Raw genomic sequence first — 13,983 nt, 5'->3', positions numbered from 1 at the left:
CGCGAGCAAGCCCGCTCCCACACTTGAATTGTGTATCTGTTAGGTTTCTGTTGGAGTCTGGCAATGCCGTTACGCGAAGAGTGTCTGTGGGAAAAACTGACGCCGCAAAGGCCTGACAACACGGCGCTCAAGGGCGAGGTGACGGTCGATGTCTGCGTCATCGGTGCCGGTTTTACCGGTCTGTCGGCGGCGGTGCATCTGCTGGAAAAAGGCAAAAGCGTCTGTGTGCTGGAAGCCCATCGCGCCGGTCATGGCGGATCGGGGCGCAACGTCGGGCTGGTCAATGCCGGGATGTGGATTCCACCGGACGAGATCGAAGCCGGTTTCGGCGAGGCGGTCGGCAGTCAGCTCAATCGCATGCTCGGTGCGGCACCGTCCCTGGTGTTCAGCCTTGTGGATAAGTACAACATCGACTGCCAGCTGCGTCGCGAAGGCACGCTGCACATGGCGCACAACGCCCGTGGCGAAGCGGATTTGCGCAGTCGTGAAGAACAATGGAAACGTCGCGGCGCGCCGGTGGAACTGCTGACCGGTCAAGCCTGCGAACAAGCAACGGGCACCAAAAAGATCGCCGCTGCGCTGCTTGATCGACGTGCCGGCACGATCAACCCAATGGCTTACACGACGGGGCTGGCCAAAGCGGCCATCGGTCTCGGCGGTCAGTTGTTCGATCATTCCCCGGTAACCCGACTCGAACGTCAGGGCCAGCGCTGGTCGGTACAAACCGCTCAGGGTTCGGTGCTTGCCGAGCAAGTGGTGATTGCCTCCAACGCCTACACCGAAGGTGACTGGACGCAATTGCGGCGTAACTTCTTCCCCGGTTATTACTATCAAGTGGCGTCGGTCCCGCTGACCGAAGAGGCTGCGCAGCAAATTCTCCCGGGTGGCCAGGGTTCCTGGGACACCCGCCAGGTCCTCAGCAGTATTCGTCGCGATAAGGACGGCCGTCTGCTGCTCGGCAGTCTCGGTAATGGCAATCAGAAACCGACCTGGTTTCTCAAAGCCTGGGCCGACCGGGTTCAGCAGCACTATTTTCCTTATCTCAAACCGGTGGAATGGGAGTGCACCTGGACCGGTTGCATCGCCTTCACCCCCGATCATTTGATGCGTTTGTTCGAGCCAGCGCCCGGTTTAGTGGCAGTCACCGGTTACAACGGCCGGGGCGTCACGACTGGCACGGTGGTCGGTAAAGCCTTTGCCGATTATCTGTGTAACGGTAATCCTCAAGCGCTGCCGATTCCCTTTGCGCCCATGCAGCCATTGGCGGGTGTGGGATTGCGCAGCTGTCTGTACGAGGCCGGATTCTCGCTGTATCACGCAGGCCAGTGCCTGCGGATCGTTATTTGATTGTTGAAATTTGTTGCTGAAAGCGGCGCTTTTTCGCGCAGCGGCTAGCCTGTAAAAGGTGCGGGTTGTAGCAGTTGCGCACCAGCAGTGTGCACTTCGGTGACGCACGTTGTTACAGGCTGGTTGCACGTCGTTTGGCGCCGCGGTTGCAATGATGGCGCGCTCGGGTTGCGCCTTTAAAAATAAATGGTTTCACCTTCCGCGGTTTAGACGGTTGCACGCCCAATGAAAATGGGATCGAAACAGTCGAAATAACAATAAAGCAGCGACTTTTTTCAGAATAAAAAACCGATGGCACGGCCCTTGCTCTGAGCATTCAGGAAGTCGCAGTGCCAACTAAAAAAAACCCTTGGAGCACCACCTCATGTCCCAGACGTTTTACAAAAAAGGCTTTTTGGCCCTCGCAGTGGCAACTGCGTTGGGTGTTTCTGCGTTTGCACAGGCTGATGTGAAAATCGGTGTGGCGGGACCTATGACAGGCGCCAACGCGGCATTTGGCGAGCAGTACATGAAGGGTGCACAGGCTGCGGCCGATGCGGTCAACGCAGCGGGCGGCGTAAACGGGGAAAAAATCGTACTGGTCAAAGGCGATGACGCCTGCGAACCGAAACAGGCTGTGACGGTCGCCAAGGACCTGACCAACCAGAAAGTCGCTGGCGTAGTCGGTCACTTCTGCTCCTCCTCGACCATCCCGGCTTCGGAGATCTACGACGAAGCGGGCATCATCGCGATCACTCCAGGCTCCACCAACCCACAAGTTACCGAACGCGGCCTGAGCGCCATGTTCCGTATGTGCGGTCGTGACGACCAGCAAGGCATCGTGGCCGGCGACTACATCGTCGACGTGCTCAAAGGCAAGAAAGTCGTGGTGCTGCACGACAAAGACACCTACGGTCAGGGTCTGGCGGACGCCACCAAGGCACAACTGGTCAAGCGCGGCGTAACGCCAGTGTTGTACGAAGGCCTGACCCGCGGCGAGAAAGACTTCAGCGCCGTGGTGACCAAGATCCGTGCGGCCGGTGCCGACGTGGTCTACTTCGGCGGCTTGCACCCGGAAGCCGGTCCACTGGTTCGCCAACTGCGTGAACAAGGCCTCAAAGACGTCAAGTTCATGTCCGATGACGGCATCGTGACCGACGAGCTGGTGACCACCGCCGGTGGCCCGCAAAACGTTGACGGCGTGTACATGACCTTCGGCGCCGACCCGCGCCTGCTGCCGGACAGCAAGACGGTAGTGGACGAGTTCCGCAAAAAAGGCACCGAGCCTGAAGGCTACACCTTGTACGCCTACGCTTCGGTTCAAACCCTGGCTGCAGCTTTCAACGGCGCCAAGTCCAACAAGGGCGAAGACGCTGCCGCGTGGCTGAAGAAGAACCCAGTCAAAACCGTCATGGGCGAGAAGACCTGGGACAGCAAAGGCGACCTGAAAGTCTCCGACTACGTGGTTTACCAGTGGGACAAGGACGGCAAATACCACCAGCTGGAAAAACAGAAGTGATATGAACTGCTGATCTGCCCGGGGCCTGGTGCACCGGGCAGATCAATCAACATGTCCGTGCAGTACCTGTCTTTTCTCGTAGAGCTGCACACAACCGTGTTGCGCCGGCGGCTGAACCCCGGTCCGTTGCAACCCGCTTCTGTGCAGTCTCTCAAATGCGTGAGATTGCGTTATGGATGGTATTTTCCTGCAGCAACTGGTCAACGGTCTGACCCTCGGGTCGGTCTATGGCCTGATCGCCATCGGCTACACAATGGTCTATGGCATCATCGGCATGATCAACTTCGCCCACGGCGAGGTTTATATGATTTCCGCTTACCTCGCGGCAATCAGTCTGGCTCTGCTGGCTTACTTCGGTATTGAATCCTTCCCTCTGCTGATGCTCGGCACCCTGGTCTTCACCATCATCGTCACGGCGGTGTATGGCTGGGTCATCGAGCGCGTCGCCTACAAACCGTTGCGCAACTCCACACGACTGGCACCGCTGATCAGCGCCATCGGTATTTCGCTGATCCTGCAAAACTATGCACAGATCGCCCAGGGCGCCCGTCAACAAGGCGTACCTACACTGCTGACCGGTGCATGGCGAGTTGAAGTCGGGAGCGGCTTCGTACAACTCACCTACACCAAGATCTTCATTCTGGTCGCCGCGTTTGTCGGGATGGGCCTGCTGACCTACGTCATCAAGTACACCAAGCTCGGCCGCATGTGCCGCGCGACCCAGCAAGACCGCAAGATGGCCTCGATTTTAGGGATCAACACCGATCGAGTGATTTCCTATGTGTTCATCATCGGTGCAGCAATGGCGGCCCTGGCCGGCGTGTTGATCACCATGAACTACGGCACGTTCGACTTCTACGCAGGCTTCGTCATCGGCATCAAGGCGTTCACCGCTGCGGTACTCGGCGGGATTGGTTCGCTGCCTGGCGCCATGCTCGGCGGGATCATTCTCGGGATCTCCGAGTCGCTGTTCTCAGGTCTGGTGAACTCGGACTACAAAGACGTTTTCAGCTTCTCGCTGCTCGTTCTCGTTCTGGTCTTTCGGCCCCAAGGCCTGCTCGGCCGTCCTCTTGTGTCGAAGGTGTAAGCGATGTCTTCAACCACTAAAAAAACCATTGATGTCAAAAGAAGCCTGGTTGACGCGATTCTTGCCGGCCTTGTCGCCCTGATTGTGTTCGGCCCGATTGTCGGCATTGTCCTTGACGGCTACGGCTTCAACCTGCAGCCGACGCGCGTGGCCTGGATCGTTGCCATTGTCATGGCTGGCCGCTTTGCCCTGAGCCTGTTCCTGCAATCCCCCAAGGGCCTGAAAATCCTCGAAGGCTTTGAAAGCACTGGCTCCGGGGTTCATGTACTGCCACCCGATTACAAAACCCGCCTGCGCTGGATCGTGCCGCTGGTGATTGTCATCGCCGTGGTGTTCCCGTTCTTCTCCAACTCCTACCTGTTGGGCGTGGTCATCCTCGGGCTGATCTACGTGTTGCTGGGCCTGGGGTTGAACATTGTGGTCGGTCTGGCCGGTCTGCTCGACCTGGGTTACGTGGCGTTCTACGCCATCGGTGCCTACGGTTTGGCGCTCGGATATCAATACCTGGGGCTGGGCTTCTGGACGGTGCTGCCGCTGGCGGCGATTACTGCGGGCCTTGCCGGTTGCATCCTCGGTTTCCCGGTGCTGCGCCTGCACGGTGACTACCTGGCGATCGTGACCCTGGGCTTCGGTGAAATCATCCGTCTGATTCTCAACAACTGGCTGTCACTGACTGGCGGCCCAAATGGTATGCCGGCCCCGTTGCCGACGTTCTTCGGCCTCGAGTTCGGCAAAAGAGCAAAGGACGGCGGCGTACCTTTCCATGAGTTCTTTGGCATCGCCTACAACCCGGATGTGAAGTACTACTTCATCTATGCGGTGTTGTTCCTGGTGGTATTGGCCGTGCTGTACATCAAGCACCGCCTGACTCGCATGCCGGTCGGTCGCGCCTGGGAAGCCTTGCGTGAAGATGAAATCGCTTGCCGTTCCATGGGCCTGAACCATGTTTTGGTGAAGCTCTCGGCGTTCACCATCGGTGCATCGACGGCCGGTCTGGCGGGTGTGTTCTTCGCCACCTATCAAGGTTTCGTCAACCCGACCTCGTTCACCTTCTTCGAATCGGCATTGATCCTCGCCATCGTGGTACTCGGCGGCATGGGCTCGACCATCGGCGTGGTGATTGCGGCGTTCGTGCTGACCGTCGCCCCGGAACTGCTGCGGGGGTTCGCGGAATACCGCGTGCTGCTGTTCGGCGTCCTGATGGTGTTGATGATGATCTGGCGACCGCGCGGCCTGATTCGGATCAGCCGTACCGGTGTGACCCCGCGTAAAGGAGTAGCGCCATGAGCGAAGTCGTACTCTCGGTCGAGAAGCTGATGATGCACTTCGGCGGCATCAAGGCGTTGAACGATGTCAGCCTGAAGGTCAAGCGCAACTCGATCTTCGCCCTGATCGGCCCCAATGGCGCCGGCAAAACCACCGTGTTCAACTGCCTGACCGGGTTCTACAAGGCCTCGGGCGGCAAGATCGAACTCAACGTGCGTGGCGAGCGGACCGATGTCATCAAAATGCTGGGTGAACCGTTCAAGGCGACTGATTTTGTATCGCCGAAAAACTTCATCAGCCGGCTCCACTACAAAATGTTCGGCGGCACCCACCTGGTGAACCGTGCCGGCCTGGCGCGGACTTTCCAGAACATTCGCCTGTTCAAGGAAATGTCGGTGCTGGAAAACCTGCTGGTGGCCCAACACATGTGGGTCAACCGCAACATGCTGGCCGGCATCCTCAACACCAAGGGCTATCGCAAGGCTGAAAGCGATGCGCTGGACCACGCGTTCTACTGGCTGGAAGTGGTGGATCTGGTGGACTGCGCCAACCGTCTGGCCGGTGAGCTGTCCTACGGTCAGCAACGCCGTCTGGAAATCGCCCGGGCCATGTGCACCCGGCCGCAGATCATCTGCCTCGACGAACCGGCCGCCGGCCTCAACCCTCAGGAAACTGAAGCGCTGAGCGCGATGATCCGGCTGCTGCGCGACGAGCACGATCTGACCGTGGTGCTGATCGAACACGACATGGGCATGGTAATGAGCATTTCCGACCACATCGTGGTGCTGGACCACGGCATCGTCATCGCCGAGGGCGGGCCTGATGCGATTCGTAACGATCCGAAAGTGATTGCGGCCTACCTGGGCGCCGATGAAGAGGAAGTGGTGCTATGAGCCAACCCATCCTCGAACTGAAGGATCTGGATGTGTTTTACGGGCCAATCCAGGCTCTGAAGAATGTCTCGCTGCACATCAATGAAGGTGAAACGGTCAGCCTGATCGGCTCCAACGGCGCCGGCAAATCGACCCTGCTGATGTCGATTTTCGGTCAGCCGCGGGCGGCGGACGGGCAGATCATCTATCAGGGTGTGGATATCACCCACAAGTCGTCCCACTACATCGCGTCCAACGGCATCGCTCAATCGCCGGAAGGCCGGCGGGTGTTCCCTGACATGACCGTCGAGGAAAACCTGCTGATGGGCACCATTCCGATCGGTGACAAGTACGCCAAGGAAGACATGCAACGCATGTTCGAGTTGTTCCCGCGACTCGAAGAGCGGCGCACCCAGAGGGCGATGACCATGTCCGGCGGCGAGCAGCAAATGCTCGCTATCGCACGTGCGTTGATGAGCCGGCCGAAACTGTTGTTGCTTGACGAGCCGAGTCTGGGTCTGGCGCCAATTGTGGTGAAACAGATCTTCGCAACCCTGCGGGAGCTGGCCAAAACCGGCATGACCATCTTCCTGGTGGAGCAGAACGCCAACCACGCCCTTAAACTGTCCGACCGGGCGTACGTGATGGTCAACGGCGAGATCCGCCTCACGGGCACCGGCAAGGAACTGCTGGTTAACGAGGAAGTGCGTAACGCCTATCTCGGCGGCCACTGAGTCTGCGCTGCAACAACAAGCCCCGACGAGCAATCGCCGGGGCTTTTTTACACCTCCCAAACACCACAAATCAATGTGGGAGTGAGCCTGCTCGCGATAGCGGTGGATCAGTCACTTCAACGTTGACTGACCTACCGCTATCGCGAGCAGGCTCACTCCCACAGGTATCTTCCACAGGTGTCTCTGTGTGCTTCTTGGAAATTGTGGAAAACAATATTCACAAGCTCTCAAAGCGCGACATAAAGCCGCTGCAAATAGTTGTTTTGTCACGGTTTTGACTTGTCCCCGTTTGCTGTGGAGCTGGCTGTGAATAACGTGGGAGTAGCTGTCTGAAAGCCTTTGAAACCGTGGCTTGCAGAGTTGTGGTTGTTTTTTGATCAGGCGTTTTTACAAGACCGCGAGCGGGCTTTGTCAACCTTTTTGTTGGTGACGAAAACGGGCAGAAACAGGGTGGAGCTGCCTGTGGATAAGTCTGTGGTTAAACTCTGGAAAGACTCGGCTGAAGGCCGTAGTTACTGGCTTGGCGCCATCGTCGGTATGACCGGTCAATCGTGCAAAATGCCATGGGCTACACACCCGGCGATCCAGGGTCAAGCAAAAAAATTTCCAATTTGCCCGCAAAGCCTTGTACACAGCGGCTTACAGCTTTTCCACTTGCCCCCGGAAACTGTGGACCGGCCTGTGGATAAGGTGCGCGCACATGGCTGAAAGCCACGGCAGGTAAGGCGTGGCAACGTTTGATCGTTTTTTGTACAGGTTCTGCGGTAGTTGCCGCTGTGGGCAAGGCCGGGCATGCTGGCTGCTGATTTTCTATTCCAGTGGCTGTCGATCAGCCGAAGCAAGGAGAACACGATGTCCAACACCCTGTTTATTACCGGCGCGACCTCCGGTTTTGGTGAAGCCTGCGCCCGTCGTTTTGCCGAGGCCGGCTGGAAACTGGTGCTGACCGGCCGTCGTGAAGAGCGCCTCAATGCGCTGTGCGCCGAGTTGTCGAAGCAGACCGAGGTCCATGGCCTGGTGCTCGACGTGCGTGATCGCAAGGCCATGGAGGAGGCAATTGCCAACCTGCCGCCGTCCTTCGCCAAACTGCGCGGGCTGATCAACAACGCCGGCCTGGCCCTGGGCGTTGACCCGGCGCCCAAGTGCGACCTCGACGATTGGGACACCATGGTCGACACCAACATCAAAGGCCTGATGTACAGCACTCGTTTGTTGTTGCCCCGCCTGATCGCTCACGGTCGCGGTGCCGGCATCGTCAACCTTGGCTCCATCGCCGGCAATTACCCGTACCCGGGTAGCCATGTGTATGGCGCGAGCAAGGCATTCGTCAAACAGTTCTCCCTGAACCTGCGCTGCGACCTGCAAGGTACGGGCGTGCGGGTGAGCAATATCGAGCCGGGCCTGTGCGAAAGCGAGTTCTCACTGGTGCGTTTCGCCGGCGACCAGGAGCGTTACAACGCGACCTACGCCGGTGCCGAACCGATCCAGCCGCAGGACATCGCTGACACCATTTTCTGGGTGCTCAATGCCCCGGCGCACATCAACATCAACAGCCTGGAGCTGATGCCGGTGAGCCAGACGTGGAGCGGGTTTGCGATTGAGCGTAATGCTGGCAAGGCGTAATTGTGGCGAGGGAGCTTGCTCCCGCTGGGCCGCGAAGCGGCCCTAAAAAAGGACTGCTGCGCAGTCCAGCGGGAGCAAGCTCCCTCGCCACAGAGGACTTAGTCGAGATAGTCGGCCAGTCCGCGATAGCAGGTTGCCAAGTGATAAGGTGTGGTCGACGGCATGTCCCGACGTGTCACATCACCGTTCTCATCACGGCACTCATACCAGCCACCCTTGTGCAGGGAATGCTGTTGCAGCGCCTGCAATTGGCGTAGCACCGCGGCCTCGCTGTCTGGCCGCAAGGTCAGGGCGCGCAGGTATTCAGCCTGCGCCCAGATTCGCTGTGTAGCATCCCGAGGTGGGCTGTCCGGTTCCAGGTCGAGCATCGCCCGCACGGCGCCGGTCTGTTGATCGACACCCAGTTGTTCGGTGAACGCAAAAGCGCGTTCCAGAGAAGCATGCAGGGTCGAACCGCGCAGCAACGAAGACGACTCCAGCAGGAAATACCACTCGAACTGATGCCCCGGTTCAAACCAGTTATCCACAGCGCCCAGCGGTTTTTCCATCAGCACACTGTGTTGCGGGTCGATAAAACGCTTCTGCATGGCTGTGCATAACTCGACGAGCGCGTCTTGCACGGCGACGTCTTCGCGCACCGACAACGTGGCGAGGAAAGCTTCGGCCAAGTGCATCAGGGGGTTTTGCAGCGGCCCCGACTCAAGCGAAGACCAGTCACGGTCGAGGCTGGCTTCGTACAGGCCGTCGCCCGTGGCAAAGCGCTGCGCGACCACTTCCAGTGCGGCGTTGAGCACCGATTCCACCCGCGGCTCGCGGACCTTGTCCCAGTAATGGGCGCAGGCGAACAGGATGAAAGCGTGGGTATAGAGGTCTTTGCGCTGATCCAGCGGTGCACCCTGGGGGTCGACGCTATAGAACCAGCCGCCATGCTCGGCATCGTGGAAATGCTGCTGCAGGGAGCGGAACAGCGCTGCGGCGCGCTCTTCGGCGGCCGGTACCTGGCCGATCAGGCTGGAAAACAGGTAAAGCTGCCGCGCGCAGGCCATCGCCCGGTAGCGTTGGGGCGGCAGCGGTTGGTGCTCGGCGTCCAGCGCTTCATAGGGCAGCGCCATGTCGGCATTCCAGCCGGGCCCTTGCCAGAGCGGCACGATCACGTCCAAAAAGTGTTGTTGCACCGAGGCAAACAGAGCGGTCAATTCAGGCTGGGAGGCGGAGCGGGAAACAGGCGGCATTGGCTGGCGTCGTCACGGCAGGGTTGATTGCGCGACATGTTAGCAGAGAGGTCGGCCAGAGAGATCGATCGTTCCCACGCTCTGCGTGGGAACGATCATGGTCAGCTAGCCCGCCAACAACCACACGCCAGTCGCCGCCGAGGCCGCACCCGCCAGTCGAACCAACGGCGCCACCGCTTGCGGTAACACCCGCACTACGGCGTAACCCAATCCATGCAACGCAGCCGTCGCCGCTACGAAACCCGCTGCATACGCCCAAGGGCTCGACATCTGCGGCAATTCCAGTCCGTGTGCCACCCCGTGGAACAATGCAAACAAAGCGGTTGCCGCAACGGCGAGGCTCAACGGCGGACGCACGGCCAACGCCACCGCCAGACCCAGCGCCAGCACCGACGCCGCAATCGCGCTCTCCAGCGCTGGCAGGTTCAGCCCTTCAAACCCCAGCAACCCGCCGATCAGCATGATGCCGACGAATGTGCACGGCAGCGCCCAGCGTGCAGCGCCTTTCTGTTGTGCCGCCCACAAACCGACCGCAACCATCGCCAACAAGTGATCGAGGCCACCGACCGGGTGGCTGATACCGGCGATCAAACCGTTGTCGCCATGCCCCGGGTGGGCGAAGGCGATGGCCGGGGTCAGCAGCAGGGCCATGGCGCCCAGAGTGCGTTTAAGTGTCATGGATAAGCGTCCTTGTTGATAAAAGTTGATCGTCTTTACGCCGCTGTCAGCAAGCCCTGGCGTTCGATGAAGGCAATGATTTCTTCCAGGCCGAGGCCGGTTTTCTGGTTGCTGAAAACGAACGGTTTGCCGTTGCGCATGCGCTTGGTGTCGCTGTCCATCAGTTCCAGCGACGCACCCACCAAGGGCGCGAGGTCGACTTTGTTGATCACCAGCAGATCCGATTTGCAGATACCCGGGCCACCCTTGCGTGGCAGCTTGTCGCCAGCCGAGACGTCGATCACGTAAATGGTCAGGTCGGACAGTTCCGGGCTGAAGGTGGCAGACAGGTTGTCGCCACCGGACTCCACAAGGATCAGGTCCAGCCCAGGAAAGCGGCGGTTCAGTTGGTCCACGGCTTCGAGGTTGATCGAGGCGTCTTCGCGGATCGCCGTGTGCGGGCAGCCGCCGGTTTCCACGCCGATGATGCGCTCTGGCGCCAGGGCTTCGTTGCGCACCAGAAAGTCGGCGTCTTCACGGGTGTAGATGTCATTGGTGACCACCGCCAGGTTGTAGCGGTCGCGTAGCGCCAGGCACAGGGCCAAAGTCAAAGCGGTTTTGCCGGAACCGACCGGGCCGCCGATACCGACGCGCAGAGGTTGTGTGTTCATGTGCTTCTCCAAAATAACAGGGCCAAAATAACAGGCCCTAGGAACGGAATAGACGGCTGTACTGGCGTTCATGGGCCATGCACGCCAGGGACAGGCCGAAAGCAGCGCTGCCATAGTGTTCGGGGTTGATTCGGGTGGCGTTCTGCTGAGCCTCTTGCAGCAGCGGCAGCAATTGGCTGGTCAGGCGTTGCGCGGCTTGCTGGCCCAGCGGCAGGGTTTTCATCAGCACCGCCAATTGGTTTTCCAGCCAGCTCCAGAGCCACGCTGCCAGGGCATCTTGCGGGCTGATATTCCAGGCGCGAGCGGCCAGTGCCCAGCCGAGGGCCAGGTGCGGCTCGGGACGTTGTTCGAGAAAAGCACGGGCGGGCGCATCGAGTTCTGGCAAACCGTTGAGCAGTTGCTGCAACGAATAACCCATCTGCCGGCTTTCCTGATGCAGCTCGCGAGTTTCCCGGCTGGCGCGATGTTCTTCGCAACGTTGCAGCAATTCACCCCAGTTCTCATCAAGGGCGGCCACGCAATGGGCGAGCAGCAGCGGCGCTTCGAAACGCGCCAGGTTCAGCAGTAACTGATCACTGATCCAGCGACGGGCGCTGTCAGGATCATTCACTCGGCCGTTATCCACCGCCATTTCCAAGCCTTGGGAATAGCTGTAACCGCCAATCGGCAACTGCGGACTGGCCAGGCGCAACAGCGCCCAGGCCGGGTTCATAGCCGCACGCCGAACTGGTGCAGTTTTGGCGGGTAGTTGAAGTCCTCATCGCCGTGGCGCGAGTGGTGATGGCCGCCGCCATAGGCGCCGTGTTCCGGCTGGAACGGTGCTTCAATGTTTTCGACCTTGGCATCAAGCTGTTCGAGCATGGCCTTGAGCACGTAGTCGTCGAGCAGGCGCAACCAGCCATCGCCGACTTGCAGGGCGACGTGGCGGTTGCCGAGGTGATAGGCCGCGCGAGTCAGTTCGAAAGCGTTGGCGCAGGTAACGTGCAGCAGTTGTTCGGCCCGGGCACAGACGCGCACGATGCGCCCGTCTTCGGCTTGCAGGCACTCGCCGTCATGCAGCGGTGGCTGACCGCGCTCCAAAAACAGCCCGACGTCTTCACCCTCGGCACTGAAACAGCGCAAACGGCTTTTGCTCCGGGCTTCGAAGGTCAGGTGCAACTCGGCGGCCCAGACGGGTTGAGGGTCGATTCTGCGATGAATCACCAGCATCGGAAGGTTTCCAGCATTGGACGATGCTTAGGCTAGAGCAAGGGGCTTGCCAATCGGGTGATGCGTAGGAAATGCCTGTCGGAGTGAGGATGGAAATTCAGGATGTTGCGGTTTTTTGGTTTGATTTGGTGCGGGAGAATATTGAGCGCACCAAATTGCAGCGAGGTCGATATTTTCATGTGGGAGCGGGCTTGCTCGCGAAGGCGTCGGTACCTCCAGCATCTATGTGACTGCAAGACCGCATTCGTCGGAACGCCGCCCGGAGCAAGCCCGCTCCCACAGGGGCTACTCGGTACTGCCGAGGCCTTGCCAGTGTTTGAGGCCAATAAAGATAAAGCGCAATTGCTGGGTAATTTTCGCCTGTGGCGTCAGATGCTCGGGCAGCGCCTCGGCAGGCGGATCAATGATGTCCGGCAAGGTCGCGAACACGCTTTTGACAATCAGGTCAGCCATGACGCTCAGGCCGGCGATGTCCAGGTGTTGCAGCTTCGGCATCAAGGACAAGTCGGCCGCCAGGTCCGAGCTAATGTCCTCGCGCAAGCGGCCAATGGCCTGGCGCACTGGCAATGAGCCGCCGTATTGCTCGCGAGCGAGAAACAGGAACTGCGAGCGATTGGCCGTGACCACGTCGAGAAAGATCCGCACCGAGGCGTCAATGATGCCGCCCATGACGAACTCGTTGTGGCGCACCAGGCGAATGGTTTCGCGGAAGGTCTGACCGACTTCACTCACCAGCACCAGGCCCAGTTCATCCATATCGGCGAAATGCCGGTAGAAACCAGTGGGCACGATCCCCGCGGTTCTGGCGACTTCGCGCAGGCTCAGGCTGCCGAATCCTCGGCCGCATTCCATCAAGTGGCGGGCAGCATCCATCAGGGCGTTACGGGTCTGTTGTTTCTGTTCGGCGCGGGGCAGCATCGCAAGGGTGTTTTCTGGATAAGACAGCGGCGCACTCTAGCAAATCGGCTTTGCCGGCGTCGAATGGCTATCGGGAGATCAATCGGGGAAGTGAGGCATCTATAACGTCAAAAGCCCAATCCGGGGATTGGGCTTTTTTTCAGGGCCGCCATGGGCTCAGCTCAAAGCGCTGTTGCGTTCGATGACACGGTCACCACCACCTTCGGCCAGGGTTTGACCTTGTGGAGTGCGATCGGAGCCGTCAGCAGCCAGGGTTTGACCTTGTGGAGTGCGATCGGAACCGTCAGCAGCCAGGGTTTGACCCTGTGGAGTGCGATCGGAACCGTCAGCAGCCAGGGTTTGACCTTGTGGAGTGCGATCGGAACCGTCAGCAGCCAGAGTTTGACCTTGTGGAGTGCGATCGGAACCGTCAGCCGCCAGGGTTTGACCTTGTGGAGTACGGTCCGAGCCATCCTGGGTGATCAGGCCTTTTTCTTTCAGGCGATCATTGCCACCTTCGGCGACGGTTTGGCTGAACACCGAATGGGTGGATTTGACCTGTGGGGTCGCCTGGTCAGCAGCTGGCAGGGCGAAAGCAGTGCTGGCCAGCATTGAAAGTGTAAGGCTAAGCAGTAATTGGCGTTTCATGATTGGGTGCTCCGTTGGAGGGCGATAAAGTGGGTACGAGGGCAATGCTACTCTTGATAAGTCGATACAAAAGTTCATAAACGCAATGGTAATAATCAACGGAATTGATTGTTCCGTGAGACAGCTCTAAATCGGGCGTTTCCGGCGGATGTTTTTGCGCTGAGATGGGTATTTTCCACTCACTTGCGCCTTGCAAAAGTGCGGGCCGGTAACGCTGGATTGAGGGCGCATCCTGTCGCCGA

The 13,983-nt window shown here is 59.3% G+C and carries 14 protein-coding genes; 7 read left to right on the top strand and 7 right to left on the bottom strand.

Annotation, left to right across the window (positions count from 1 at the left end; all coding sequences use genetic code 11):
• Positions 1–63 precede the first annotated feature (63 nt).
• The 7 genes from DFS28_RS07645 to DFS28_RS07610 all read left to right on the top strand — a co-directional run bounded on the left by DFS28_RS07645 (position 64) and on the right by DFS28_RS07610 (position 8,427).
• Positions 64–1,347 carry an FAD-binding oxidoreductase gene (locus DFS28_RS07645; protein ID WP_111449243.1) on the top strand — a complete coding sequence of 428 codons (1,284 nt, stop codon included), beginning with the start codon at positions 64–66 and terminating at the stop codon, positions 1,345–1,347.
• Positions 1,348–1,711: 364 nt separating this feature from the next.
• Positions 1,712–2,845 (top strand): branched-chain amino acid ABC transporter substrate-binding protein, encoded by a 1,134-nt coding sequence (locus tag DFS28_RS07640; protein ID WP_111449242.1) that lies wholly within the window; start codon positions 1,712–1,714, stop codon positions 2,843–2,845.
• Between the two features lie 172 nt (positions 2,846–3,017).
• A complete protein-coding gene (locus tag DFS28_RS07635; RefSeq protein WP_111449241.1) occupies positions 3,018–3,932 on the top strand; it encodes a branched-chain amino acid ABC transporter permease LivH in 915 nt (304 codons plus the stop codon).
• 3 nt (positions 3,933–3,935) lie between these two features.
• Positions 3,936–5,219 (top strand): high-affinity branched-chain amino acid ABC transporter permease LivM, encoded by a 1,284-nt coding sequence (gene livM / locus DFS28_RS07630; RefSeq protein WP_111449240.1) that lies wholly within the window; start codon positions 3,936–3,938, stop codon positions 5,217–5,219.
• Positions 5,216–6,091, top strand: coding sequence for an ABC transporter ATP-binding protein (locus DFS28_RS07625; RefSeq protein WP_111449239.1), 876 nt, complete (start codon positions 5,216–5,218; stop codon positions 6,089–6,091). Before livM ends, DFS28_RS07625 begins: the two co-directional genes overlap by 4 nt.
• A complete protein-coding gene (locus tag DFS28_RS07620) occupies positions 6,088–6,804 on the top strand; it encodes an ABC transporter ATP-binding protein (protein ID WP_008153378.1) in 717 nt (238 codons plus the stop codon). Before DFS28_RS07625 ends, DFS28_RS07620 begins: the two co-directional genes overlap by 4 nt.
• Positions 6,805–7,656: 852 nt before the next feature.
• The gene (locus DFS28_RS07610) at positions 7,657–8,427 is read left to right on the top strand and encodes an SDR family oxidoreductase (protein ID WP_046044806.1); all 771 of its coding nucleotides are present in this window, start codon (positions 7,657–7,659) and stop codon (positions 8,425–8,427) included.
• A gap of 98 nt (positions 8,428–8,525) precedes the next feature.
• Here DFS28_RS07610 and DFS28_RS07600 read toward each other — a convergent pair whose 3' ends face one another.
• From DFS28_RS07600 to DFS28_RS07570, 7 genes are all read right to left on the bottom strand, one after another.
• Positions 8,526–9,659 carry an AGE family epimerase/isomerase gene (locus tag DFS28_RS07600; protein WP_111449238.1) on the bottom strand — a complete coding sequence of 378 codons (1,134 nt, stop codon included), beginning with the start codon at positions 9,657–9,659 and terminating at the stop codon, positions 8,526–8,528.
• 105 nt (positions 9,660–9,764) lie between these two features.
• The gene (locus DFS28_RS07595) at positions 9,765–10,337 is read right to left on the bottom strand and encodes a HupE/UreJ family protein (protein WP_111449237.1); all 573 of its coding nucleotides are present in this window, start codon (positions 10,335–10,337) and stop codon (positions 9,765–9,767) included.
• 35 nt (positions 10,338–10,372) lie between these two features.
• Complete coding sequence (gene ureG, locus DFS28_RS07590; protein WP_111449236.1) at positions 10,373–10,987, bottom strand: urease accessory protein UreG; 615 nt, start codon at positions 10,985–10,987, stop codon at positions 10,373–10,375.
• Positions 10,988–11,024: 37 nt separating this feature from the next.
• Entirely contained in the window at positions 11,025–11,699 is a 675-nt protein-coding gene (locus DFS28_RS07585; protein ID WP_111449235.1) for an urease accessory protein UreF, read from the bottom strand.
• A complete protein-coding gene (gene ureE, locus DFS28_RS07580) occupies positions 11,696–12,196 on the bottom strand; it encodes an urease accessory protein UreE (RefSeq protein WP_111449234.1) in 501 nt (166 codons plus the stop codon). Before ureE ends, DFS28_RS07585 begins: the two co-directional genes overlap by 4 nt.
• 285 nt (positions 12,197–12,481) lie before the next feature.
• Positions 12,482–13,114: a TetR family transcriptional regulator gene (locus DFS28_RS07575; RefSeq protein WP_046054906.1), complete on the bottom strand. Its 633-nt coding sequence runs from the start codon at positions 13,112–13,114 to the stop codon at positions 12,482–12,484.
• A gap of 156 nt (positions 13,115–13,270) precedes the next feature.
• Entirely contained in the window at positions 13,271–13,741 is a 471-nt protein-coding gene (locus DFS28_RS07570) for a hypothetical protein (protein ID WP_008157373.1), read from the bottom strand.
• Between the last annotated feature and the right edge of the window lie 242 nt (positions 13,742–13,983).

It is taken from the genome of Pseudomonas sp. 478, from assembly GCF_003254125.1.
GTDB lineage: Bacteria > Pseudomonadota > Gammaproteobacteria > Pseudomonadales > Pseudomonadaceae > Aquipseudomonas.
This window is presented reverse-complemented; position numbering and strand designations above follow the sequence as displayed.